The sequence below is a fragment of the Pseudomonas alcaligenes genome, assembly GCF_014490745.1.
GTDB lineage: Bacteria > Pseudomonadota > Gammaproteobacteria > Pseudomonadales > Pseudomonadaceae > Aquipseudomonas > Aquipseudomonas alcaligenes_C.
Genome location: NZ_LZEU01000001.1, coordinates 590,643 through 615,558, shown reverse-complemented (window position 1 = coordinate 615,558; position 24,916 = coordinate 590,643). Strand labels below are relative to the sequence as shown.

The following is a 24,916-nucleotide window of genomic DNA, read 5'->3' as shown; positions in this document are numbered from 1 at the left end:
CATGTCCACCACCCTCCCCGATCTCGCCCTCCTGGCGCAGTCCATCAAGGACTGGGGCCGCGAGCTGGGCTTTCAGCAGGTCGGCATCAGCGACGTGCAACTGGGCGAGCACGAGCAGCACCTGCAGCGCTGGCTGGACGCCGGCTACCAGGGCGAAATGGACTACATGGCCGCCCACGGCAGCAAGCGCTCGCACCCGGATGAACTGGTGCCGGGCACCCTGCGCGTGGTCTCGCTGCGCATGGACTACCTGCCCGGCGACACCCAGATGAGCGAGCGCCTGGCCCAGCCCGAACACGCCTACGTGTCGCGCTACGCACTGGGCCGCGACTACCACAAGCTGATCCGCAAGCGCCTGCAGCAACTGGCCGAGCGCATCCAGGCGGCCATCGGCCCGTTCGGCTACCGCGCCTTCGTCGACAGTGCGCCGGTGTTGGAAAAGGCCATTGCCGAGAAGGCCGGACTGGGCTGGATCGGCAAGAACACCCTGGTGCTCAACCGCAAGGCCGGCAGCTGGTTCTTCCTCGGCGAGCTGTTCGTCGACCTGCCGCTACCGGTGGATGCGCCACACGCCAGCGAGCATTGCGGGCGCTGCAGCGCCTGCCTGGACATCTGCCCGACCAAGGCCTTCGTCGGCCCCTATGTGCTGGATGCGCGGCGCTGCATTTCCTACCTGACCATCGAGCTGAAAGGCGCGATTCCCGTCGAGCTGCGCAGCCTGATCGGTAACCGCGTGTTCGGCTGCGATGACTGCCAGATCGTCTGCCCGTGGAACCGCTTCGCCCGCCCCACCAGCCAGGGCGACTTCCAGCCGCGCCATGGTCTGGACAACAGCAGCCTGGCCGAACTGTTCCTGTGGAGCGAAGAGGAGTTTCTCAGCCGTACCGAGGGCTCGCCGCTGCGCCGCACGGGCTACGAGAACTGGCTGCGCAACCTGGCCGTGGGCCTGGGCAATGCGCCGTCGAGCATTCCGGTGCTGGAGGCACTCAAGGCGCGCCGCGAACATCCGTCCGCGCTGGTGCGCGAGCATGTCGCGTGGGCACTGGCGCGCCACCATGAAAAAGACCCGCACTAGGCGGGCCTTTCGTTTCAGAACCGGTTCAAAGTCTCGCGAGCTAGAGGCATGCAAGGCAAAGGCAGGGGAGGAAGCGCAGTTTACGACTGTAAATGAGCATTCCGAGCCTGGCTTTAACGCAGCAGGCCCGACGCGCAGCAGACTTTGGGCAGGTTCTCAGACTTTGAGGAAGTGCTGACGATAGTGCTTGAGCTCGGCAATCGACTCGCGGATATCGTCCAGCGCCTGGTGGGTGCCCTGCTTCTGGAACGAATCCTTGACCTGCGGCGCCCACATGCCGGCGAGGATCTTCAGGGTCGACACGTCCAGGTAGCGGTAGTGGAAGTAGGCTTCCAGGTTCTGCATGTACTTGTAGAGGAAGCGCCGATCCTGGCCGATGCTGTTGCCGCAGATCGGCGACTTGCCCTTCGGTACCCATTGTTCGAGGAAGGCGATGGTCTGCGCCTCGGCCTCGGCCGGGCCGATCTTGCTTTCGCGCACGCGCTGGGTCAGGCCGCTTTCGCCGTGGGTGCGGGTGTTCCACTCGTCCATGCTCGCCAGTAGCTCGTCACTCTGGTGCACGGCGATCACCGGGCCCTCGGCGAGGATGTTGAGGTCGCTGTCGGTGACTATGGTGGCCATCTCGATGATGACGTCCCGCTCCGGCTCCAGCCCGGTCATTTCCAGGTCGATCCAGATCAGGTTGTTGGGGTTCTGCGGCATGGTCGGCTCCTTCTAGATAGGCGCCAGTTTAGCCGCTCAGAGATGCCAGAGCAGCAAACGCGAATCGCGCCAGTCATCCAGCTCGATCACCTCGCTGGGCGGCACCCCGGGAATTTCGAAGCTGTTGCTGACCAGCAGGCTGCCCGCGCCCATCTCGCGGCGCGCCTTCTGCCACAGTTCGGGCATCGGCGCCGGCGAGAGAAAGCAGTACACGGCGTCATAGGCGGACAGATCTTCCTGCCACAGGCTGCGGTAATGCACCCGGCAGTTGCGATAAGGCAGGCAACGCAGCCAGGCGCAGAGGAACACCAGCGGGGCGGTCTCCACCCCGGCCAAACGCGCCTGCGGGTAGTCACGAGCCAGCTGCAGCAGGGTGCCACCCAGGCCGCAGCCGAGGTCGACGAAGCGAAAGTCCGCCGGCAACCCGGCCAGTCGCTGGCTCAGGCGCTGACGGGTACGCGCCCCGCTGAGGTACAGCGGCACCCGCTCGCGGAAGCTGTTCCAGTTGACCAGCAGTAGCAGCACAAAGGCGACGAGAAACCACCAGGCTGGCCACTGCCCCGACTGCAACGCCAGCAGAGCGGGGGCAAAGGCCAGGTTGAGCGGTAGCCACCAGCGGCGCAGCCCCAGCCAGTGGCCGAGCGCGGCCGCCAGCACAGCCTGCAGCAGCACCGCCGCCCAGGGCGACAGGCGCACGTCGCCCTGGCGAACCAGGGCCAGCACCAGCAGGGCCAGGCCGGCCAGCGCCAAGATCTGGGCCAGCAGCGCCAACAAGGCCGGGTAGCGGGAGCGCAGCAGTTCGAACATGACGGCTCGTCGTCGGGAACAATGGCGCCCGTTGTACCAGTTCCCGCCCGGCCACAGCCAGCCACGTGCTAAACTCGCCGCCGTTTTCTCCCCCCGGAAAGGTCATGGCCAAACGCCAACTCACCCGCCGCCAGAACTGGCGCATCGACAAGGTTCAGGAAGAGCGTGCTGCCCGCGCTGCCAAGCGCGAGTCGCGCATGCTCGAAGAACTGGAGGGTGGCGACCTCGGCCCGGAACAGACCGGCCTGGTAATCGCCCACTTCGGCGTACAGGTCGAGGTCGAGGCGCTGGAAGGCGAACTGGCCGGCCAGGTGCAGCGCTGCCACCTGCGCGCCAACCTGCCCACCCTGGTCACCGGCGACCGCGTGGTCTGGCGCCCCGGCAACCAGGGCAACGGAGTTATCGTCGCCCAGCTACCGCGCACTTCCGAGCTGTGCCGCCCGGACATGCGCGGCCAGCTCAAGCCGGTGGCCGGCAACGTCGACCTGATCGTCATCGTCTTCGCCCCGCTGCCGCACGCCCACGCCAACCTGATCGACCGCTACCTGATCGCCGCCGAGCACGCCGGTATCCAGCCGCAGCTGCTGCTGAACAAGGCCGACCTGATCGACGAGGAAAACGCCGAGCACCTCAACGGCCTGCTCACCACCTACCGCCAGCTGGGCTACCCGCTGCTGGAAGTGTCGGCCCACGAAGGCGATGGCATGGATCAGTTGAAGGCACGCCTGGATGGCCATGTCAGCGTATTCGTCGGCCAGTCCGGGGTCGGCAAGTCGTCGCTGGTCAACAGCCTGCTGCCGGGCGTCGACACCCGCGTCGGCCCGCTGTCGGAAGTCACCGGCAAGGGCACCCACACCACCACCACCGCGCGGCTGTTCCACTTCCCCGGCGGCGGTGAGCTGATCGACTCGCCCGGCATCCGCGAATTCGGCCTCGGCCATGTCAGCCGTGACGATGTGGAAGCCGGCTTCATCGAGTTCCGCGACCTGCTCGGCACCTGCCGCTTCCGCGACTGCAAGCACGACCGCGAGCCTGGCTGTGCCCTGCTCAAAGCCCTGGAAGACGGCCGCATCCAGCCGCAGCGGATGGCCAGCTACCGGCATATCCTGGCCAGCCTGCCGACCAGCGAATACTAAGAACCTGCCTTGGCTCTCTTGATCGTCGGCCATGCGGTGCTGCAACTGGCTCTAGCTCAAAAGATCCCAAACCGGTTCTTAGCCACGCAGAAACCACAAGGCCGCGATGATCGCGGCCTTGTGCATTGCGGGGCGGGTTATTCCTTGGGCTCGTCGAACTTGAGCGCACCGTCCTCGAAGATATTCAGCTTCTCGCGCAGTTCGCGCGGCTGCACCGGGGCACTCGGGTCAGGCGCCGGGGCCGGTACCGGCAGCGCATCGAGCGGTGCCGGAGCCGGTGCCGCGCTGCCCGCACCATCGCCATCCTGCTCGCCCTCGATGGCACGCTGGGCCTTCTTGGTCAGGACGATGATGTCGATGCGGCGGTTCACCGGGTTAAGCGGATCGTTGCGGTCGAACAGCGCCGACGAGGCATAACCCACCACCCGCGCCACCCGCTCGTCCGGGTAGCCGCCGGCGGTCAGGGCGCGGCGCGCGGCGTTGGCGCGGTTGGCCGACAGTTCCCAGTTGCCGAACTCGGCCTGGCCAGCGAACGGTTTGGCATCGGTGTGACCGCTGACGCTGATCTTGTTCGGCACTTCCTTGATGGTCTCGGCGAGGATCAGCAGGATGTCCTCGAAGTACGGCTGCAGGCGCGCACTGCCGAGGTCGAACATCGGCCGGTTCTCGGCATCCATGATCTGGATGCGCAGGCCGTCCTGGGTGATCTCGAAGAGGATCTGATCCTTGAACTTCTGCAGCTGCGGGTTCTCGTCGACCTTGGTCTGCAGCTCCTGCAGGAGCATCTCCAGGCGTTCCTTCTCGACCTGCTCGGCCATCTGCTCAGCCTGCTTGGCCTCGAGCTGCTCGGGAGTGTCTTCGGCATCGACCGCCGACTCCATGGCATCCGGCGCGTCTTTCAGTTCCGGATTGAGGGTGCGATCCGGCGCCGGCGTCGGCGTGCCGCCGAGGTCAATGACGTAGGGGCTGGCACTCTCGGTGTAGCCGATCGGATCCTGGAAATAGCCGGAAATCGCCTTCTTCTGCTCCGGCGTGGCCGAGGACATCAGCCACAGCACCAGGAAGAACGCCATCATCGCCGTGGCGAAGTCGGCGAAGGCGATCTTCCAGGCCCCGCCATGGTGCCCGGCAGCGGTCTTCTTGACCCGCTTGACGATGATCGGCTGGTTGTTTTCCATGGTTATCAGCTACCGCGCATCGCCTGCTCCAGCTCGCTGAAGCTGGGTCGATGGGCCGGAAACAGCACCTTGCGGCCGAACTCCACGGCCAGGGTCGGTGGCATGCCGGAAGCCGAGGACACCAGGGTGGCCTTGATCGCCTCGTAGACGTTCAGCTCTTCCTTGGCGTCGTGCTCCAGGCTCACCGCCAGCGGGCCGAAGAAGCCGTAGGCGGCAAGAATACCGAGGAAGGTACCGACCAGCGCCGCCCCCACGTGCACGCCCAGTTCGGCCTGCGCCACTTCGCCGAGCAGCGCCATGGTCACCACGATGCCGAGTACCGCGGCCACGATACCGAAGCCCGGCAGGCCATCGGCGATCCGCGCCACCGCGTGGGCCGGATGATCCAGTTCTTCCTTGAGGCTGGCGATCTCCATGTCGAACAGGCCTTCCAGCTCGTGCGGCGCCATGTTGCCGGAGGACATGATGCGCAGGTAGTCGCAGATGTAGGCAGTCATCCCGGCATCCTTGAGGATGCCCGGGTACTTGCTGAAGATCGGGCTGGCGTTGGGATCCTCGACATCCGCCTCGATGGCCATCATGCCTTCGCGGCGGCTCTTGTTGAGGATCTCGTAGAGCAGCTTGAGGATTTCCAGGTAGAAGGTGTGGGTGAAGCGCGAGCTGAACATGCCCAGCGACTTCTTCATGACGTGCATGAAGGCACTGCCCGGGTTGGCCTGGAGGAAGGCGCCCAGTGCGGCCCCGCCGATGATCATTACCTCGAAGGGCTGGATCAGCGCGGCGATCTTACCGTGGGACAACACGTAACCGCCGAGCACGCTGGCGAATACGACGATGATGCCGATGATTTTTGCCATGGAAGAATGAGCTTGAAAGGTGAGTCGTAAGGGTTGCGCAAAACAACCCTTCTATTTATCGGAAGTATTGCGCCAGACTATAGGCAGTAAAGGCGAAAAGCCAGTTTGGCTCAACCTGCATGCCCACTCAGAAATCCGCTCCGCGTACTCTCGATGGCTGGCTCCAGCAGCTCGACGGCGCTCGCCTGCCGATTACCCTCGGCCAGCAGGAGCGGGTACGTCGCTACCTGCTCGACAGCCGCCGCTCGCTGCGCGACATCGCCGAGCAGATCCAGCACTGCCCGACCTTCGCCCTGCTCCTGCTGCGCGAGGTCAACCGCAAGAGCAACAGCTTCAGCGAGCCAGCGGAAACCCTGGAGATGGCGCTCAACCGCTTGGGCCTCAAGCGCACCGAAGCCCTGCTCGGACAGATGGCCACGGTCGCCGACAACCAGCTGCCCGCCGCCCTCGGCCAGCTGCAGCTGATCAGCCTGCACGCCTCGCAGCAGGCCAACGGCCTGTTCGCCGGCCGCCTGGCGCGCCTGTGGCAGGAGATCCACTGGGGCAGCCTGCTGCTGCTCGCCCCGCTGTGGCCGCTGGTCTTCACCCAGCCGGAACTGTTCGCCGCCTGGGAAGAACGTGTGCTGCGCCGCGGCGAGCCAGCCGCGCGGGTAGAGCGCGAGCTGCTCGGCGTACCGCTGCTGCAGCTATGCCTGGCGCTGGCCCGGCACTGGCGCCTGCCCGAGTGGATAGTGCAGAGCTACCGCCTGCTGGTGGAAGACCGCCGCCTGCTGGTCAAGGCCTTGCATATCGCCCACGACAACGAACACCCACTGCACCAGCAGCAGATGCTGGATGCCGACCCGGCCCTGCGCCGCTGGCTCAGCCAGCCGGCCAACAGCATCCTGCTGGCCAACGGTCTGGCGCTGTCCAGCCACCAGAACTGGAGCTGCCCGCACAGCCTGCGCTGGCAGCGCCTGACCGGCCTGTACCTGCAGACCGCCCTGGGCGAGGTGCAGCAGCTGATCCACCAGCAGGCTGTCATCAGCGCCCGCCAGCATGCCCAGCCCGGACTCTGGCACCCCGCACAGGCCCTGCTGTGGCCCTGGGATGCCTGTCACCTGCAGGCCAGCCCGGCCGCGCCGGCCGCCGCCCTGCCCGACAGCAGCGCCCTGGCGCAGTGGAAACAGCAGTGCACCCGCCTGCTGGCCGAGCCCTCACCGTTCGCCAACGTGCTGCAGCTGACCGACTGCGCGCGCCAGGCCCTGCTGGCCGGCGGCATGCCGCGCCTGCTGGTGCTGCTGGCCGACCGCAACCATACCCGCCTGCTGGCCCAGCAAAGCGCCGGCCTGCCCGTCGAGGCCGGCCAGCTGCGCCTCGACCCGGCACAGAGCCAGGTACTGCGCCGCCTGCTGAGCCAGGCCGGGCAACTGCGCCTGACCCCGGCCAACGTGGCGCAGTTCTCCGCCCTGCTGCCGGGTAGCCTGAAGGCGCTGTTCCCCAGCGAGCACCTGCTGCTGCGCTCGCTGGCCAGCAATGGCCGGGTGGTGATGCTGCTGGTGGCCGACCAGCAGGGTGCCGCCATCAGCGATGCGCAACTGCAGGTGTTCGGCAAGACCGCCCAGTGCATCGAGCGCGCCCTCGCCACCTTCGCCAAGCGCGGCAGCTGAACCCCGTCGCCAGCCGTGTGACGGCTGCTGACCGGGGCGCCGCGCTTTCCGCTACAATCCGCCCCTTTCCCGTTTTCCGGAGGCTCACATGTCCGCCTTCTCCGCCCTGCCGCTGGTGATCGAGCCTGCCGAGCTGGCCGCCCGCCTGCAGGCGCCCGAACTGATCCTGGTCGACCTCAGCAGCGCCGCCGGCTATGCCGAGGGCCATATCCCCGGCGCCCGCTGGGTCGACAGCAAGCGCACCCAGCTGGGCCAGCCACCGGCGCCCGGCCTGCTGCCGGAACCGGCCCAGCTTGAAGCCCTGTTCGGCGAGCTGGGGCACAACCCCGATGCTGTCTATGTGGTCTACGACGACGAAGGCGGCGGTTGGGCCGGGCGCTTCATCTGGCTGCTCGACGTGATCGGCCACGCGCACTACCACTACCTCAACGGCGGCCTGCAGGCCTGGCTGAGCGAGCAGCGTCCCTTGAGCCTGGAGCCAGCCGCCGTGGCTGCCAGCTCGGTCAGCCTGACCCTGCACGATGCCCCCACCGCCAGCCGCGAATACCTGCAGAGCCGCCTGGGCGCCAGCGACCTGGCGATCTGGGATGCCCGCTCGCCGGCCGAATTCAGCGGCGAGAAAGTCCTCGCCGCCCGTGGCGGGCATATCCCCGGCGCGGTCAATTTCGAGTGGACAGCCGGCATGGACGGCCAGCGCGGCCTGCGCATCCGCAGCGACATGGCGCAGGTGCTGGCAGGCCTGGGCATCACCCCGGACAAGGAAGTGATCACCCACTGCCAGACCCACCGCCGCTCCGGTTTCACCTACCTGGTGGCCAAGGCCCTCGGCTATCCGCGGGTCAAAGCCTATGCCGGCTCCTGGTCGGAATGGGGCAACCACCCCGACACCCCGGTCGCGAATTAAGCTTCTTCAAGGAACTCCGATGAAACAACGCCTGTTTATCCTCAGCCAGTACCTGCTGCCCCACCACCTGCTGTCGCGCCTGATCGGCTGCGCCGCCGAATGCCGCGCCGCCTGGTTCAAGAACCGCCTGATCGGCTGGTTCGCCCAGCAGTACCAGGTCAACATGAGCGAAGCCCAGGTCGAAGACCTGACGGCCTACGAGCACTTCAACGCCTTCTTCACCCGCGCTCTGAAAGACGGCGCACGCCCGCTGGATGAAACTCCCGGCGCCATCCTCTGCCCGGCCGACGGCGCGGTCAGCCAGCTCGGCCCGATCGAGCAAGGCCGCATCTTCCAGGCCAAGGGTCACAGTTACAGCGTGCTGGAACTGCTGGGCGGCGACGCCGAGCGCGCCGCGCCGTTCATGGGCGGCGACTTCGCCACCATCTACCTGTCGCCCAAGGACTACCACCGCGTGCACATGCCCCTGGGCGGCACCCTGAAGGAAATGGTCTACGTGCCGGGCCGGCTGTTCTCGGTCAACCAGACCACCGCGGAAAACGTCCCCGAACTGTTCGCCCGCAACGAGCGGGTGGTCTGCCTGTTCGACACCGAGCGCGGGCCGATGGCCGTGGTGCTGGTCGGCGCGATGATCGTGGCCAGCATCGAAACCGTCTGGGCCGGCCTGGTCACCCCGCCGAAGCGCGAGCTGAAGACCACCCGCTACGATGAAGCCGCACGCGCCGCCATCGAGCTGGCCAAGGGTGGTGAACTGGGCCGCTTCAAGCTCGGCTCCACCGCCATCGTGCTGTTCGGCCCGCAGCAGGTGCAGTGGGCTGAAGGCCTGGTCGCCGGCAGCCCGGTGCGCATGGGCCAGGCCCTGGCACAACCGCGCAGCTGATGCAGGACGGTTTCTGGCTGTACTGCCGGCGCCTGCTGGGCTGGGGCGCCGACGCCACCAGCCACCTGGAGAAATACCTGGCGACCCTCGGTGCCTTCGTCGGCATCGGCCTGATCTACGCAGTCACCCACTGGCTGCTGCCCACCGAGGCAGCGTTCTGGGTGGTTGCCTCGATGGGCGCCAGTGCCGTGCTGCTGTTCGTCGTGCCCCACGGCGCGCTGTCGCAGCCCTGGGCGGTGATCGGCGGGCATGGTCTGTCGGCGCTGGTCGGAGTGATCTGCCAGCAACTGCTGCCGGACTCGCCCTTTACCCCCGCGCTGGCCGTGGCGCTGGCCATTCTGGTCATGCAATACGCCCGCTGCATCCATCCGCCCGGTGGCGCCACTGCCCTCAGCGCAGTGATCGGCGGCCAGGCCATCCATGACCTGGGCTTCGCCTTCGTGCTCAGCCCGGTGCTGCTCAACGTGGCGGTGATGCTGCTGGTGGCCGTGCTGTTCAACTGCCTGTTCCCCTGGCGCCGCTACCCCGCCGTGCTGGCGCGCCAACCACAGCCGGTGGCCAACCCCGGCGGGCTGAGCCCGGAAGACTTCTACCACGCCCTGCGCCAGGTCGATTCCTACCTGGACATCCGCTTCGACGACCTGCTGGAAGTCATGCAGCTGGCCCAGCAGCATGCCCAGGCCAAACGCCTGGTCGCCGCCGATATCCTGCTCGGCGCCTGCTATAGCAACGCCCTACCCGGCGATGCCTGGGCCGTACGCCAGGTGATCGACGCCGGCAAGCCAGGCCGCGGCCTGCGCGATCAGGTGATCTACAAGGTGGTGGCCGGCTCCGGCCAGGGCAACACCGGCGTCTGCCGCCGTCAGGACATGGCCAGCTGGGCCGCCGGTGCCGTGCGCCGTCAGGGCGACGGCTGGGTGCGGGTGAGCCCGGACGAATCGGCAGTCGCCAGCGCACCGTCCAACTGAATACCGGCAGGAACATCCCCCGCCCCATCGTGTCAGAACCGATACCCGCGCAGCGCGCAGCCTAGGGCTGCGGCACCGCCGGGATACTGCTAGAGTTGCCGAAAGTCCCTGCACAACGGGGACTAGGCCCAGCCTGTTACGGATACAAACCCCGGTATGGATAAACAGAGCCCACACCTGCTCCTGCGCGTTCCCACTCCAGATAAACAGGGGCTGTCCTTCTGCGATGCCAACCCACGTGAACTCAAACGCTGGATCGCCGGCCTGCCCAAGGCCAACATCGGCGAGACCGCCCGCCAGCTCTACCAGGGCCTGGTGGAACTCAACCAACTGATCACCACCAGCGACAATCGCCTGCAACTGCTCGAACTGCTGCGCCCGGAAGTGGTATTCGTCTGCCGCCACCTGGAGCGCCATTTCCTCAACCAGTCGATCGTCCTCGACGAACGCCCGCGCAAGGTCGCCAACCTCTGCCAGGCCCTGCAGAACCACCTGGCCATCGGCTACAAACTGATCATCGCCCAGGAGCTGCCGCGCCTGACCAAGGAACGCGCCACGCTGCTGACCGCCTCCCTGCAACGCGCCCTGCACAGCCTGTGCGGCCCGCTGGTGCGCGCCAGCCAGCTGTACTGCCCGGTGCCCGAGGGGCTGTGGCTGGAACTGCACCAGCTGTACCGCATCGCCCGCCAGAACAACCTGCAACATGCCCAGGTCACCGATCGCCTGGCACAGAACGGCAAGAGCCTGAGCCCGGAACAGACCTACATCGTGGCCCTGCTGCTGGGTTGCGCGCGCTGCAACCAGATGCGCCAGAGCAGCATCGCACGCCTGGCCGAAGCACTGGAGGGCTGGAGCAACCTGGCCAGCCTGCATGCCGCCGACGAGCCCTACAGCCTGTTCGTCATCGCCCCGCAGCTGGATGGCCCGCCGCGCTACAAATCGCTGTTCAGCGACAGCGAACTGCACAACCTGCTCGGCCTCGATCCGCACGCCCTGGTCGACGCGATCAAGGAACACCTGCTGCTCCCCGAGGACAGCCCGCAGCCACGCCGCCTGCCCGTACCCGAGGGCATGACCAGCGACCTGCTGCAGCACCTCAGCTCGGCCTGGGGCGACATCGCCGAACGCACTTTCCAGCGCAATCCGGGGCGCGGCAACCTGCGCCTGTGCATCGGCATGTCCGCCGTGCACTTCTACCTGGCTGGCGGCAAACCCTTCGCCGAAGTGCTGCAGCGTCCCGAGGAAGTCCGCAGCGCCCAGTTCAAGGTCGGCAACACCGGCGGCGGCCCGGACATCTGGTCGACCGCCTTCGACGCCCAGCGCGAAAGCCACTGGGAGCCCGGCATGCCACTGGAGACCATCCAGTACCGTGGCGCCAGCAAGAACAACGCCAGCGCGGCACCGGAGAACCCGGAAAGCTACCCGACCTTCGACGTGCCGATCGTCAACCACAGCCCCGGCGGCTACTGCCTGAGCTGGCCGAAGGAAGTCCCCAGCCAGCTGCAGGCCGGCGAACTGCTGGGCATCCAGGACAGCCCCGAGCAGGCCTGGAGCGTTGCCGTGGTGCGCTGGATTCGCCAGGTGCGCGGCGGCGGCACGCAGATGGGCATCGAACTGATCGCCCCCCATGCGCAGCCCTGCGGCCTGCAGCTGATACGCAAGAGCGAGCAGAACAGCCAGTTCCTGCGCGCCCTGCTGCTGCCGGAAATCCGTGTGATCTCGCGCCCGGCCAGCCTGATCACCCCACGCCTGCCCTTCCAGGAGAGCAACAAGGTACTGATCAACCTGAACGGTGAGGAACGCCGCGCCGTGCTCAGCCGCCGGCAGACCAGCACCGGCAGTTTCAGCCAGTTCGAATACCGCAACCTGGGCCAGGTCAGCGAGCCCGACGGGAAGCCCGTCACAGCCGAGAAAAGCGCCAACAAGGGCAGCGAGGAAGACTTTGACTCACTCTGGAAGTCGCTGTAGATTGCCGGAACAGACCATTTGTCGCCTTTTTGCGCCCGTTCTTCGGCGCTTCCATAGCATTTCACGCCCATGGCCATCGAAAAAAAAACCATACGCCTGCTGATCCTCGAGGATTCGCAGAACGAGGCCGAGCGCCTGGTCAGCCTGTTCCGCAATGCCGGCAGGGCCACCCGCGTCCATCGCATCAGCTCCAGCGACAACCTCGCCGAAGCCCTGCAGCAGAGCTGGGATCTGCTGATCAGCGCCCCCACTAGCGAGCACCTGGAACCGAGCGAGGCGATCACCGCCATCCGCCGCCAGGCCAAGGACATTCCGGTGATCCAGCTGGTCGCCGGCAACGACTCCGACTCCATCACCGAAGCCCTGATGCTCGGCGCCCAGGATGCACTGCCGCAAGGCGAAGACGAGCGCCTGATCCTGGTGGCCAACCGTGAGCTGGCCAACCTTGAGGAGCGCCGCGCCCGGCGCAACTCCGAAGTCGCCCTGCGCGAAGCGGAGAAACGCTGCCAGCTGCTGCTGGACAGCTCGGTGGACGCCATCACCTATGTCCACGATGGCATGCACATCTATGCCAACCGCGCCTACCTCAAGCTGTTCGACTACGAGGACGGCGACGAGCTGGAAGGCATGCCGATGATCGACCTGATCGCCAGCGAAGATCAGGCCGCCTTCAAGGACTTCCTGAAGAACTACTCCAGCGCCGAAGGCAGTGCCGAACTGGCCTGCGGTGGGGTCAAGGCCAACGGCCAGCGCTTCCAGTCGCGCATGAGTTTCTCCCCGGCCACCTATGACGGTGAACCGTGCATCCAGGTGGTGATCCGCGCCGAAGCCGACAACGCCGAGCTGGAAGAGAAACTGCGCGAAATCAGCAGCCAGGATCTGGTCACCGGCCTGTTCAACCGCGCCCACTTCCTCGAGCTGATGGATGCCGCCGCCCAGCGCGCCGTCACCGCCAACCAGGTGTCCAGCCTGGCCTACATCCGTGTCGACCGTTACAGCGAGGTCATTGGCGAAGTCGGCCTGGCCGGCATCGACCTGCTGCTCACCGACCTGGCCAACCTGCTGCGCAACCACTTCCCTAGTGGCACCCAGATCGCCCGCTTCGGCGACGACGTATTCACCGTGCTGCTGCCCGAGCTGCTGCCCGAACAGTCCCGCGAGCAGCTCGCCGGCCTGCTGAAGAAGACCGAAGGCCATCTGTTCGACGTCAGCGGCCGTACCGTGCAGACCACCCTGTCGATCGGCGTCGCCGGCCTTGGCGAGCAGACCAGCAAGGCCCAGGAAGTCATCGACCGCGCCCACCGCTGCGCCGACGAGATCAGCGGCGGCAATGCCATCAAGGTGTTCAACCCGGCCGACGAGCTGGCCGCCGCTGCCAGCCGCGGCAGCATCATCGCCATGCTCCAGCAGGCCCTGGAGAACAACAGCTTCCGCCTGCTGTTCCAGCCGATCATCAGCCTGCGCGGCGACAGCGACGAGCACTACGAGGTGCTCCTGCGCCTGCTCAGCCCGCAAGGCGAGGAAGTACCGGCCGGCGACCTGATGAACGCCGCCCGCGAAGCCGGCCTGGCCGAGAAGATCGACCGCTGGGTGATCCTCAACTCGATCAAGCTGCTCGCCGAACACCGCAGCAAGGGCCACAGCACCCGCCTGTTCGTCCACCTGTCCGGCAACAGCCTGCAGGATCAGACCCTGCTGCCCTGGCTCAGCGTGGCCCTCAAGGCCGCCCGCCTGCCCTCCGACTCGCTGGTATTCCAGATCGGCGAGACCGACGCCACCGCCTACCTCAAGCAGGCCAAGGCGCTCACCCAGGGCCTGGCGGAACTGCACTGCAAGGTCGCCCTGAGCCAGTTCGGCTGCGCCCTCAACCCGTTCAACACGCTCAAGCACCTCAGCGTGGACTTCGTGAAGGTGGACGGCTCGTTCTCCCAGGATCTGTCCAGCGCGGAGAACCAGGAAGCGCTGAAGACCCTGCTGGCCAGCCTGCACGCCCAGGCCAAGCTAACCATCGTGCCCTTCGTCGAGAGCGCCAGCGTGCTGGCCACCCTCTGGCAGGCCGGGGTCAACTACATCCAGGGTCACTACCTGCAGGGCCCCAGCCAGTCGATGGATTACGACTTCTCCGCCGGCGACGAGTAATCCGCATCGCAATAAAAAAGCACCGCAGATGCGGGGCTTTTTTGACCTGCGAATCTCAGTCGCGGCCGTCGCGATCGCGGAAACCGAGCAGGTAGAGGATGCCGTCCAGGCCCAGGGTGGAGATCGCCTGCTTGGCCGACTGCTTGACCAGCGGCTTGGCACGGAAGGCCACGCCGAGGCCGGCCAGGCCGAGCATAGGCAGGTCGTTGGCGCCGTCGCCGACGGCGATGGTCTGCTCCAGGCGCAAACCTTCGCGGGCCGCCAGCTCGCTCAGCAGGTCGGCCTTGCGCTGGGCGTCGACGATCGGCTCGACGGCCACGCCGGTGACCTTGCCATCGACGATCTGCAGCTCGTTGGCATACACGTAGTCGATACCCAGCTTGGCCTGCAGCTGCTTGGCGAAGTAGCTGAAGCCACCGGACAGGATGGCAGTCTTGTAGCCCAGGCGTTTGAGCTCGGCGAACAGTACCTCGGCGCCTTCGGTCAGGCGCAGCGAGGCGCCGATCTCGGCCAGCACACTCTCCGGCAGGCCCTGCAGCAGGGCCATGCGTTCCTTGAAGCTGGCGCGGAAGTCCAGCTCGCCGCGCATGGCGCGCTCGGTGATCTCGGCCACCTGCTCGCCGACGCCATGAGCCTTGGCCAGCTCGTCGATGACTTCCGCCTCGATCAGCGTCGAGTCCATGTCGAACACCGCCAGGCGGCGGTTGCGGCGGAACAGCGAGTCGCGCTGGAAGGCGATGTCGACGTTGAGCTCCTGGGCCACGCTGAGGAACTCGGCACGCAGCGCTACCGCATCGGCCGGCTCGCCGCGCACGGAAAACTCGATGCAGCCCTTGCCCTGGTCGGCCGGCATGTCCAGCGCCATGCGCCCGGACAGGCGATCGATATGGTCGATGTTGAGGCCGTACTTGGCGGTGATCGAGCTGACCCGCTGCAGCTGCTCGGCAGTGACCTTGCGGGTCAGCAGGGTGACGATGTAGCGCGGCTTGCCCTGGCCACTGACCCATTGCTGGTAGTCGGCTTCGGAGACCGGGGTGAAGCGCACCTGCTGATCCAGCTTGTAGGCGGTGAACAGCACATCCTTGAGTACCGAGGAGGCCTGCTCGGTGTCGGGGATCTCGACCAGGATGCCGAACGACAGGGTGTCGTGGATCACCGCCTGGCCGATGTCGAGGATATTCACCCCGCCCTGGGCAAGGACGCCGGTAATGGCCGCGGTCAGACCCGGACGGTCTTCCCCGGTGATGTTGATCAGGACGATTTCGCGCAAGGCGTTCACTCCCAGGCAGGCAGAGGTCGGCAAAAGGCCAGGGTGGCCCATCGAAAGGCGCACATTCTACCCAGTTTCGCGGGGCCAGGGCCTGCTCCCGCGCCAAAACGGGCTCCGTCGCGGCCGCGAGCGAAGCGGGAGCAGACCCCAGGGCACGGGCGGCGCTTTGCCCGCCTGGGGGCCGTGGTTATACTGCGCGGCAATTTCCGTCGATAAGAGCCGCGCCCTGTGAACCGGCCCGTCCAGGTCAAACCCGACAACTTCTTCCTCCTGCTGTTCCACGCCCTGCGCCAGCGGCGCGTGCCCCTGGCCCTGCGCATCGCCAGCCATAGCCTGTTGCTGGTCGCCCTGGCGCTGGTGATCTATGCGTGGGTAATGGGCATGCAGTTCAAGCAGGCCATGCAGCAGCAGGCTGATGCCCTGGGCCAGAGCCTGACCGTGCAGACGGCCGCCTCGGCCACCGAGCTGCTGGTGTCCAACGACATCCTCAGCCTCAATGTACTGCTCAGCAACCTGGTGAAGAACCCGCTGGTGGCCCATGCGGCCATCTACAGCGTGGACAACCGCATCCTCGCCGAGGCCGGCTCGCGCCCCAGCCAGAGCCTGCTGGGCGAGACCGACGGCCTCTACTCGACGCCCATCACCTTCCAGGAAGTGATAGCCGGGCAGCTGCGCCTGAGCCTGGACATGCAGCAGTTCCAGCAGCCGATGACCATCAGCCTGCAGAGCATGGGCCTGCTCAGCCTGATCCTGCTGGCCCTGGCCATGTCCCTCAGCCTGCGCCTCGGCCGACACATTTCCACACCGCTGATGGAGCTGCGCCTGTGGCTGCGCGACCCGGACGATCCGGCGCCGGGCGCCGGGCGCCAGGACGAGATCGGCGATCTGGCCCGTCAGCTGCAGGCCCGCCTGGTGCCGGAAAAACCACAACCCGTGGTCAGCGCGACGGCGGCCGACGAGTACGACTACGCCGCAGAAGCGGATGCAGACGAGGATGGCCCGTACCTCGACGAGCCGCGCGAGCCGAGCTTCAGCGTGCCCGACCTGGATGCCGACTACGACGACTACGACATAGCCCCCTCGGCCAGCCCGCAGCCGCAGCCGCTCGAAGCCAGCTTCGCGGAGGACGACGACGGCTTCGCCGACCTGCGCGAACAGTATGCCGAGGCCCCAGCGCCCTTCGTCCCCGCACCGCCCAGCCTGCCGGCCGAACAGAATGCCGTGCTGGCCATCCAGCTCGGTGCCCAGGAACAACTGCGCCACCTGCCGCGCTCGCGCCTGCTGGATCTGCTGCAGCGCTACCGCGACTGCCTGGAGCAGGCCGCCACCCTGTACCAGGGCAAGCTGTACACCCTCAACGACGGCAGCAGCCTGATGCTGTTCAGCAGCGCGCAGAGCGGCGAGGACTACCTGACCCACGCCCTGTGCTGCGGCGAACTGATGCGCGCCCTCGGCCATGCCCTGCAGATCGAGGTGGCCGATAGCGGCCTGACCCTGCAACTGCAGCTGGGCCTGACCCACAGCGCCGAGCCCATCGCCCCGAGCCAGGCCGAGGTGCTGCTCAGCGAGGCGGCCCAGGACGCCCTGGCCCTGTCCCAGCACAGCCGCAACCTGCTGCTGGTGCAGCGCGCCATCGGCGACGACGCCCAGGTGCGCCAGTGCGCACGCATCCGCCCGATCGCCAGCCCGGAAGGCGCCAGCTGCGTCGAGCGCCTGCTGGAGCCCTACCCCTCCCTGCTGGAGCGCCAGCTGGCGCGCATGCACGAGCACTCGTGACCACCCTGATCAGCCACCCGCTGCCGGTTCTCGCCCTGGGACTGGCACTCGGGCCGCGGCTGCTACCGCCGCGCCTGCTGCTGGTCAGCCTGCTGTTCACCTGCCTGCCGGATGCCGACGTACTGGCCTTCAAGCTCGGCATCGCCTACGCCGATGCCTTCGGCCACCGCGGTTTCAGTCATTCGTTGCTGTTCGCCGGACTTTGCGGCGTACTCGGCGCCTTGAGCTGCCGCCTGCTCGGCTGCGGGCCGCTGCGGGCCGGAATCTGGATCGCCCTGGCGACTGCCTCGCACAGCCTGCTGGATGCCGCTACCAACGGCGGCCTCGGCGTGGCCTGGCTGTGGCCGTGGAGCGAGCAGCGCTTCTTCCTGCCCTGGCGGCCGATTGCCGTGTCGCCCTTCGTCAACGGTTTCTTCAGTCAGCGCGGCCTGCTGGTGCTGGCCTCGGAAGCGCGCTGGGTCTGGCTGCCCTGTCTGGTGCTGGCCGCCGGCGGCCTGACCTGGCGCGCGCTACTGGCGCGTCAGCAGCGGCGCCAGCCCGTCCAGTAGACGCGCCAGCGCGCCCTGGTTGGCGCGCAGCACGCCCAGCCCTGCCTCGGCCCGCTGCCGGGCCTGCGCCGCATCGGTGAACAGCATCTGCAGCGCAGCCTGCAACTGCCCGGCATCCGCCACTTCCAGCAGGTCGCCGGCCCCACGCAGCAGGGCGGCGATCTCGAGGAAGTTGAACAGGTGCGGGCCGCTCAGCAGCGGTTTGCCCAGTGCCGCCGGCTCCAGCAGGTTGTGCCCGCCGTTGGGCACCAGGCTGCCGCCGACGAAGGCCAGGTCGGCCAGGGCATAGAGAAACAGCAGCTCGCCCAGGGTATCGCCCACCAGCACCTGGGTAGCGGCCGCTACCGCTTCACCGGTGGAGCGACGCACACAGGCAAAGCCCTCGCGCGCGCACAGCTCGGCCACCCCGGCGAAGCGCTCCGGATGGCGCGGCACCAGGATCAGTAGCGCGTCCGCTCGCTCGGCCAGGAGCTGACGGTGGGAGGCGAGCACGATCTCGTCCTCGCCGACATGGGTGCTGGCGGCAATCCACAACGGCCGCTGCGCCGCCCCCCACTCGCTGCGCAGCTGGCTGGCACGGGCCTGCAGTTGCGCATCCACGCTGAGGTCGAACTTGATCGAGCCGGTCACCGTGACGCAGCCAGGGCGCGCGCCGAGCTGGCGAAAGCGCTCGGCCTCGGCCTCGGTCTGCACGGCGATCAGGCTCAGCTCGGCCAGCATCGGCGCGGTCAGTTTGGCGAACCGGGCATAGCCCCGTGCCGAGCGCTCGGACAAGCGCGCATTGGCCAGCACCACCGGCACCCCGCGCTTGGCGCACTGGTGGATATGGTTGGGCCACAGCTCGGTTTCCATGATCAGTGCCAGGCGCGGCTGCACCCGATGCAGGAAACGCGCACAGGCCCAGGGCAGGTCATAGGGCAGGTAACAATGCTGGATCTGGTCGCCGAACAGGGCCTGGATCCGCTCCGAGCCGGTCGGCGTCATGCTGGTGACGGTGATCGGCAGCTCCGGGTAGCGCGCCAGCAGTTCGCGGATCAGCGGCGCCGCAGCGATGCTCTCGCCCAGCGACACCGCATGCACCCAGATACCGCCCGGACGCAGCGCCGGCAGGCCGACGGCGAAGCGCTCGCCGATGCGGCGCCCGTAGGCCGGCGCACGCCAGGCGCGCCACAGCAGGCGCAGGAAGATGAACGGCAGGGCCAGGTGCAGGATCAGGGTATAGAGGGTTCTGTTCATGGGCGCGCAGCTTAGCAGAGCGCCTCCGGCCAATCAGCCGATTGCCTGCAGGTGCTCGGCAAAGGCCGCAGCCAGCCAGCGCGCCGCCGGCCCCAGCGCCTCGTCGCGACGGCACACCAGCTCCACCACCAAAGGCGGCGGCGTCCAGTCGCAGTTCAGCTCGACCAGCTGGCTGTGGTAGGTCGGGTACTGCACCACGTGGCGCGGCAGCCAGGCCCAGCCGAGGTTGCGCATGAGCAGCTCGGCCATGGCGTAGAAGCTGTCGGTGCGCCAGACCGCCGGACTGATCTGCTCGCCACCGGGGTACTGGCTGTCCTGGGGCGCCATCAGCAGCTGGCGATGCCGGGCCAGCTCGCGGCGGTCGACCGCCCCGGCGCTCGCCAACGCATGCCCGGCGCCGCACACGGTGACCATCTCGATGGTACCCAGGCGCTGGCGCTCCAGGGCTGCCGGCATCTGCTCGTGGTGGAACAGCAGGCCGAGATCGGCGCGCCGCTCCAGCAGCTTGCGCGCCACGTCGCCCTGGGCGCCGCTGGCCAGCTGCACTTCCAGCAGGGGAAAGGCCTGGGCCAGGGCCTCGAGGCTGTCCAGCACCGGCTGGTAGGGCATGGCCTCGTCCTGGGCCAGGCGCAGGCGCACTTCCTCGCCGCGCACCAGGCCCAGGGCGCGGCCGTCGAGGCGCTCGCACTGGCGCAGCACCTCGCGCGCCTCCTCCAGCAGCGACACCCCGGCCGCGGTCAGGCGCGGCTGGCGCCCGCTGCTGCGCTCGAACAGCAGTACGCCGAGGTCGGTCTCGAGCAGGGCGATGGCGTTGCTCACCGCCGACTGCGCGCGCTGCAGCCGGCGCGCCACGGCGGAAAAGGACTGGCCCTCGGCGACGCTGACGAACAGGCGGATCTGCTCCAGGCTCCACTGCATAACCAATCTCCATTACAGATAGGTAATCACTTTATCCCATCAGCCAAGGCACTAGAATGCTGGTCAGCTCAACAGGAGGTTCGTCATGTCCGGCTATGTCTACCTTGCCATCGCCATCGGCGCCGAAGTGATCGCCACCACCTCGATGAAGGCGCTCCAGGGTTTCAGCAAACCGCTGCCGCTGCTGCTGGTGGTGGTGGGCTACGCGATTTCGTTCTGGATGCTCAGCCTGGTGGTGAAGAGCATTCCGGTCGGCGTGGCCTACGCCGTGTGGGCCGGCCTGGGCATCGTGCTGGTGAGCATTGCCGCGACCTTCCTCTACCAGCAGCGCCTGGATCTGCCGGCCATGCTCGGCATGGCCCTGATCGTCGCCGGCGTGGTGGTGATCCAGCTGTTCTCGAAAACCGTCGGCCACTGATCGAGCGAGCCGCCGCGGCCGCTCGCGGTATACTGCGCGCCTGTTTTCCAGCGAGCGCCGCGCATGTCCCAAGCTCTGAGCACCGATATCCTCATCGTTGGCGGCGGTGTCGCCGGCCTCTGGCTGAATGCCCGCCTGCGCCGACTGGGCTACGCCAGCGTGCTGGTGGAGAACGGCAGCCTCGGCGGCGGGCAAAGCCTGAAGTCCCAGGGGATCATCCACGGCGGCGCCAAGTACGCCCTGCACGGTGCGCTGACCGGTGCCTCCGAGGCCATCGCCGACATGCCGCGGCGCTGGCGTGAGGCGGTAGCCGGCAACGGCGAGCTGGATCTGTCCGGCGTGCGCCTGCTCTCCGAGGCCCACTACCTGTGGTCGCCGGGCAGCCTGGCCGGCAACCTGACCAGCTTCTTCGCCAGCAAGGCGGTGCGCGGCCGGGTCGACCAGGTCAAGGGCGAACAGCTGCCGCCGGCCCTGCAGCATCCCAAATTCAAGGGCAAGGTCTACCGCCTGGCCGAACTGGTGCTCGACGTGCCCAGCCTGATCGCCCGCCTGGCCGAGCTGGCCGGCGACAGCCTGCTGGCCGGCCAGGAGCTCGCCCCCCTGCACGAGGGCGAGGAGCTGGTCGGCCTGCGCGTCGACGGCCGCGAGATTCGCGCCCGGCGCATCGTGCTCAGCGCCGGGCGCGGCAATGCCGAGCTGCTCGCCACCCTCGGCCTGGAACAGCCCCGCCAGCAACTGCGCCCGCTGCACATGGTGCTGGTCAAGGGCAAAGGCCTGAAGCCGCTGTATGCCCACTGTCTGGGCGGCGGGCCGAAGCCGCGCATCACCGTCACCAGCCATCCGGCGGCAAACGGCCAGTGGGTCTGGTACCTCGGCGGCGATATTGCCGAAGCCGACGGCGTGGCCCGCAGCGAGGCGGCGCAAATCGCCAGCGCGCAGAAGGAGGTGCAGCAGTTGCTGCCGTGGATCGACCTGTCCGACGCGCGCTGGGCCACCCTGCGGGTCGACCGCGCCGAGCCGGCACAATCCGGTCTGGTACGCCCGGACAACGCCTTCCTGGCCGAACAGGGCCGCCTGCTGGTGGGCTGGCCGACCAAGCTGGCGCTGGCGCCGGACTTCGCCGAACGGGTCATCGCCACCCTGGAGCGCGACGGCATAGCCCCGGGCTCGCACGCCCCGCTGCCGGCGCTGCCGCGTCCGCCGCAGGCGCAACCGGTGTGGGAGGAGCTGCTGCCATGAGCCTGCACGACCTGCACCGGCCGCTGGGCGACAGCGGCCTGATCGTCTCACCGCTGGGCCTGGGCACGGTCAAACTGGGCCGCGATCAGGGCGTGAAGTATCCCAACGGTTTCACCATTCCCGACGACGCCAGTGCCCGCGCCCTGCTCGACCAGGCCCGCGGCCTGGGTATCAACCTGATCGACACGGCGCCGGCCTACGGCGTCAGCGAGGAGCGCCTCGGCCCGCTGCTGCGCGGCCAGCGCCAGGACTGGGTGATCGTCAGCAAGGTCGGCGAAGAGTTCATCGGCGGCCAGTCACACTACGACTTCACGCCGGCCCACGCCCGCCTGTCGCTGGAGCGCAGCCTGCGGCGCCTGGAAAGCGAGTGCATCGATCTGCTGCTGGTGCACTCCAACGGCGACGACTTGGCCATCCTCAACGACAGCGGCCTCTACGAAACCCTCGCCGCCTTCAAGGCCGAGGGCAAGATCCGCGCCTTCGGCCTGTCCGGCAAGACCGTCGCCGGCGGCCTGCTGGCCCTGGAGCGCGGTGACTGTGCGATGGTCACCTACAACCTGGCCGAGCGCAGCGAACTGCCGGTAATCGAGCACGCCGCCGCCCATACCAAGGGCATCCTGGTGAAGAAGGCGCTGGCCAGCGGCCACGCATGCCTGGCCGAGGGCCAGGATCCCCTGCGCGCCAGCTTCGAGCTGGTGTTCGCCCAGCCCGGGGTCACCAGCGCCATAGTCGGCACCATCAACCCACAGCATCTGGCGAGCAACGTGGCCACCGCCGCAGCGGTGATCAAGGGCTACACTGCAGGGCTCCGATAAATCGCTGGCCGCCCCAGGCCAGAAAGCCCGAAGGCAGGAACCCGCATGCCGAGACTGCTCGCGCGCAAAGACCCCAGCACCTTCAAGACCCTGCCGCTGCACGTGGAAGCCAGCGCCGACGGCCTGCACTACCAGGCCCTGGGCCTGCCGCTGAACTTCGCCCAGATGCTTGAACGGCGCCAGCCGCTGCAGGTCGCCGGGCCCCAGCACTTCGTCGCCGAACTGGCCAACCTCGGCGTCTCGGTGCGCCTGACCCTGGCCTGGCAGGGCCGCGACTACCTGCTGCTGGTGCGCCAGCGCCGCCCGGATCGCGGCGACGTGGTGCTCAAGTTGATTTCCGGCTACGTACCGGCCCATGAGCTGAACCTGCCGCTGCTCACCGCGTTGCAGGAAGTCGCCGAGGAGTGCCTGATCGAGACAGCCGACGGCTGGCTGGGCGGGCGCTTCGGCGACACCTGGCTGCCAACGCCCTACCAGCCGCTGCGCTACCGCGAGAGCAGCCACTTCCGCCTCAGCCCGCTGTCCGGCGCCGCGCGCCCGGTGCAGTGCGGCAACCTGACCCTGATCGAGCGGCCGCACGCCTACGTGCACCTGCCCACCGCCTCGCTGCAGCTGGTCTACGACCTGCGCCTGGAACTGCCCAGGGATTGCCGCCAGCCCAGCCTGTTTCATGTCGACGAATGCCTGGAGGACGGCCAGCTGCTCGCCCGCCTGGAGCGCCGCCGGCCGGACATCTACCTGCTGGCGCTGCGCCAGGGACGCCCCAGCGGTGAGCTGTTCAGCCTGCGCCAGGGCACCCTAGTACCGGCCAGCACCCGCGGCCTGTGGCTATCGGAAAGCTTTGCCGAGCAGGACGGCTGGCTGGTGCGCGCCGAACGCATCCGCTGGAAGGACTGGCTGGCCCGGCAGCAGCCGACCCAGGCAGGCAGGCGCAAGACCGGCTGAGGGGATGGCCGGGCGTGCCAACGCCCGGCCGGAGGGACTTACTTGTTGCGGATCTTCTCGACGATGGCGGTGGTCGAGCTGTTTTCCACCAGACCCAGCACCCGCACTTCGCCACCGTAGGCGCGGACGATCTCGGCGCCGACCACCTGGTCGATGCCATAGTCGCCGCCCTTGACCAGCACATCCGGCTTGAGCGCGCGCAGCAGGTTCTCCGGGGTGTCCTCGCTGAAACTCACCACCCAGTCCACCGCACCGAGGCCGGCCAGCACGGCCATGCGCCGATCCACCGAGTTGATCGGCCGCCCCGGGCCCTTGAGGCGCGACACCGAACCGTCGTCGTTGACCGCCAGCACCAGGCGGTCGCCCTGGGCGCGGGCCTGCTCCAGGTAGGTCACGTGGCCGGCATGCAGGATATCGAAGCAGCCGTTGGTGAAGACGATCTTCTCGCCGTGGGCGCGGGCGTCCTCGATGGCCACCTGCAGCTGTTCCAGGCCCAGCACACCGCGCTCGGAGCCCTGCTCGCGCTGCACCGCACGGCGCAGTTCGGGAGCGCTGATGGCGGCGGTACCCAGCTTGCCGACCACGATGCCGGCGGCCAGGTTGGCCAGGGCCACGGCCTGCGGCAGCTCCTCGCCGGCGGCGATGGAGGCGGCCAGGGTGGAGATCACCGTGTCGCCGGCACCGGTCACGTCGAACACTTCACGGGCGCGGGCCGGCAGATGCAGCGGCGCGTGCTCCGGACGCAGCAGGGTCATGCCGTGCTCGCCGCGGGTCACCAGCAGCGCGCCCAGCTCCAGCTCGGCCATCAGCTTGGCACCCTTGGCCACCAGCTCGGCCTCGTCGGCGCAGTGGCCGACGATGGTCTCGAATTCGTTGAGGTTGGGGGTGATCAGGCTGGCGCCGCGGTAGATGGAGAAATCCTTGCCCTTGGGGTCGGCCAGCACCGGAATGCCCTTGGCCCGCGCCAGCTGCACCAGCGCCTGGTGATTCTTCAGCGCGCCCTTGCCGTAGTCCGACAGCACCAGCACCTTGACCCCGTCCAGCAGGCGCTCGACGTCCACGGCCAGGGCCGCGGCGTCGGTATTGAAGGGCTCTTCGAAGTCCATGCGCAGCAGCTGCTGGTGGCGGCTCATGACCCGCAGCTTGACGATGGTCGGCTGCGTCGCGATGCGCTGGAAGCTGGCCCGCACGCCGGCAGCGCCAAGGCTGTCGGTGAGGCTGTCGGCGGCCTCGTCTTCACCGGTGACGCCCACCAGCACGGCCGGCGCACCCAGGGCGGCGATGTTCAGCGCGACGTTGGCGGCACCGCCCGGACGATCTTCGATCTGCTCGACCTTGACCACCGGCACCGGCGCCTCGGGAGAAATCCGCGAGGTGCCGCCATGCCAGTAACGGTCGAGCATGACATCGCCCACCACCAGAACGGGGGCTTGATCGTAACGCGGCATGGACAGCTTCATGGGTGCTCCAGGGCAACAAAATCGGGGC

The 24,916-nt window shown here is 67.8% G+C and carries 22 protein-coding genes; 14 read left to right on the top strand and 8 right to left on the bottom strand.

The genetic code is table 11. The features are described 5' to 3' along the window. The first annotated feature begins 1 nt into the window (after position 1). A complete protein-coding gene (gene queG / locus A9179_RS02750) occupies positions 2-1,075 on the top strand; it encodes a tRNA epoxyqueuosine(34) reductase QueG (RefSeq protein WP_187804335.1) in 1,074 nt (357 codons plus the stop codon). Positions 1,076-1,231: 156 nt separating this feature from the next. On the opposite strand, the gene orn is transcribed toward queG, so the two are convergent. Beyond that, positions 1,232-1,777 (bottom strand): oligoribonuclease, encoded by a 546-nt coding sequence (gene orn, locus A9179_RS02745; RefSeq protein WP_187804334.1) that lies wholly within the window; start codon positions 1,775-1,777, stop codon positions 1,232-1,234. A gap of 36 nt (positions 1,778-1,813) precedes the next feature. Continuing rightward, a complete protein-coding gene (locus A9179_RS02740; protein WP_187804333.1) occupies positions 1,814-2,584 on the bottom strand; it encodes a class I SAM-dependent methyltransferase in 771 nt (256 codons plus the stop codon). A gap of 104 nt (positions 2,585-2,688) precedes the next feature. Between A9179_RS02740 and rsgA the strand changes: the two genes are divergently transcribed. Beyond that, complete coding sequence (rsgA, locus tag A9179_RS02735; RefSeq protein ID WP_187804332.1) at positions 2,689-3,720, top strand: small ribosomal subunit biogenesis GTPase RsgA; 1,032 nt, start codon at positions 2,689-2,691, stop codon at positions 3,718-3,720. 137 nt (positions 3,721-3,857) lie between these two features. Here the strand turns inward: rsgA and motB are convergent, their stop codons facing one another. Continuing rightward, complete coding sequence (gene motB / locus A9179_RS02730; protein WP_187804331.1) at positions 3,858-4,898, bottom strand: flagellar motor protein MotB; 1,041 nt, start codon at positions 4,896-4,898, stop codon at positions 3,858-3,860. Positions 4,899-4,903: 5 nt separating this feature from the next. Next, complete coding sequence (gene motA, locus A9179_RS02725) at positions 4,904-5,755, bottom strand: flagellar motor stator protein MotA (protein ID WP_187804330.1); 852 nt, start codon at positions 5,753-5,755, stop codon at positions 4,904-4,906. A 119-nt stretch (positions 5,756-5,874) separates the two neighbouring features. On the opposite strand from motA, the gene A9179_RS02720 reads away from it, so the two are divergent. The 6 genes from A9179_RS02720 to A9179_RS02695 all read left to right on the top strand — a co-directional run bounded on the left by A9179_RS02720 (position 5,875) and on the right by A9179_RS02695 (position 14,263). Further along, positions 5,875-7,404, top strand: a complete 1,530-nt coding sequence (locus tag A9179_RS02720; protein ID WP_187804329.1) for an HDOD domain-containing protein — start codon at positions 5,875-5,877, stop codon at positions 7,402-7,404. Positions 7,405-7,492: 88 nt separating this feature from the next. Continuing rightward, positions 7,493-8,308 (top strand): rhodanese-like domain-containing protein, encoded by an 816-nt coding sequence (locus A9179_RS02715; RefSeq protein WP_187804328.1) that lies wholly within the window; start codon positions 7,493-7,495, stop codon positions 8,306-8,308. Between the two features lie 19 nt (positions 8,309-8,327). Beyond that, complete coding sequence (gene asd, locus A9179_RS02710; RefSeq protein WP_187804327.1) at positions 8,328-9,188, top strand: archaetidylserine decarboxylase; 861 nt, start codon at positions 8,328-8,330, stop codon at positions 9,186-9,188. Continuing rightward, entirely contained in the window at positions 9,188-10,156 is a 969-nt protein-coding gene (locus A9179_RS02705) for an HPP family protein (RefSeq protein WP_187804326.1), read from the top strand. Before asd ends, A9179_RS02705 begins: the two co-directional genes overlap by 1 nt. A gap of 156 nt (positions 10,157-10,312) precedes the next feature. Beyond that, positions 10,313-12,124, top strand: a complete 1,812-nt coding sequence (locus tag A9179_RS02700; RefSeq protein ID WP_187804325.1) for a molecular chaperone — start codon at positions 10,313-10,315, stop codon at positions 12,122-12,124. 69 nt (positions 12,125-12,193) lie between these two features. Beyond that, the gene (locus tag A9179_RS02695) at positions 12,194-14,263 is read left to right on the top strand and encodes an EAL domain-containing response regulator (protein WP_187804324.1); all 2,070 of its coding nucleotides are present in this window, start codon (positions 12,194-12,196) and stop codon (positions 14,261-14,263) included. 55 nt (positions 14,264-14,318) lie between these two features. Here A9179_RS02695 and serB read toward each other — a convergent pair whose 3' ends face one another. After that, entirely contained in the window at positions 14,319-15,533 is a 1,215-nt protein-coding gene (serB, locus tag A9179_RS02690; protein WP_223123160.1) for a phosphoserine phosphatase SerB, read from the bottom strand. 228 nt (positions 15,534-15,761) lie between these two features. On the opposite strand from serB, the gene A9179_RS02685 reads away from it, so the two are divergent. Together A9179_RS02685 and A9179_RS02680 are read left to right on the top strand one after the other, a co-directional pair. Next, complete coding sequence (locus A9179_RS02685) at positions 15,762-17,309, top strand: histidine kinase (RefSeq protein ID WP_187804322.1); 1,548 nt, start codon at positions 15,762-15,764, stop codon at positions 17,307-17,309. Beyond that, positions 17,306-17,857 carry a metal-dependent hydrolase gene (locus tag A9179_RS02680; protein ID WP_187804321.1) on the top strand — a complete coding sequence of 184 codons (552 nt, stop codon included), beginning with the start codon at positions 17,306-17,308 and terminating at the stop codon, positions 17,855-17,857. The genes A9179_RS02685 and A9179_RS02680 overlap by 4 nt, the downstream gene beginning before the upstream one ends. Here A9179_RS02680 and waaA read toward each other — a convergent pair. Together waaA and A9179_RS02670 are read right to left on the bottom strand one after the other, a co-directional pair. Then, the gene (waaA, locus tag A9179_RS02675; protein ID WP_187804320.1) at positions 17,819-19,093 is read right to left on the bottom strand and encodes a lipid IV(A) 3-deoxy-D-manno-octulosonic acid transferase; all 1,275 of its coding nucleotides are present in this window, start codon (positions 19,091-19,093) and stop codon (positions 17,819-17,821) included. The genes A9179_RS02680 and waaA overlap by 39 nt on opposite strands. Before the next feature lie 33 nt (positions 19,094-19,126). Beyond that, a complete protein-coding gene (locus A9179_RS02670; protein WP_187804319.1) occupies positions 19,127-20,011 on the bottom strand; it encodes a LysR family transcriptional regulator in 885 nt (294 codons plus the stop codon). Positions 20,012-20,096: 85 nt separating this feature from the next. Between A9179_RS02670 and A9179_RS02665 the strand changes: the two genes are divergently transcribed. The 4 genes from A9179_RS02665 (at position 20,097) to A9179_RS02650 (ending at position 23,428) form a co-directional block, all read left to right on the top strand. After that, positions 20,097-20,429, top strand: coding sequence for a DMT family transporter (locus A9179_RS02665; RefSeq protein WP_187804318.1), 333 nt, complete (start codon positions 20,097-20,099; stop codon positions 20,427-20,429). A 63-nt stretch (positions 20,430-20,492) separates the two neighbouring features. Further along, on the top strand, positions 20,493-21,668 hold the full coding sequence (locus tag A9179_RS02660; RefSeq protein WP_187804317.1) for an NAD(P)/FAD-dependent oxidoreductase: 1,176 nt from the start codon (positions 20,493-20,495) through the stop codon (positions 21,666-21,668). Then, positions 21,665-22,483 carry an aldo/keto reductase gene (locus A9179_RS02655; RefSeq protein ID WP_187804316.1) on the top strand — a complete coding sequence of 273 codons (819 nt, stop codon included), beginning with the start codon at positions 21,665-21,667 and terminating at the stop codon, positions 22,481-22,483. Before A9179_RS02660 ends, A9179_RS02655 begins: the two co-directional genes overlap by 4 nt. Before the next feature lie 45 nt (positions 22,484-22,528). Further along, positions 22,529-23,428, top strand: a complete 900-nt coding sequence (locus tag A9179_RS02650; protein ID WP_187804315.1) for a metal ABC transporter ATPase — start codon at positions 22,529-22,531, stop codon at positions 23,426-23,428. Between the two features lie 38 nt (positions 23,429-23,466). Here A9179_RS02650 and hldE read toward each other — a convergent pair whose 3' ends face one another. Beyond that, positions 23,467-24,888, bottom strand: a complete 1,422-nt coding sequence (gene hldE / locus A9179_RS02645; protein ID WP_187804314.1) for a bifunctional D-glycero-beta-D-manno-heptose-7-phosphate kinase/D-glycero-beta-D-manno-heptose 1-phosphate adenylyltransferase HldE — start codon at positions 24,886-24,888, stop codon at positions 23,467-23,469. Between the last annotated feature and the right edge of the window lie 28 nt (positions 24,889-24,916).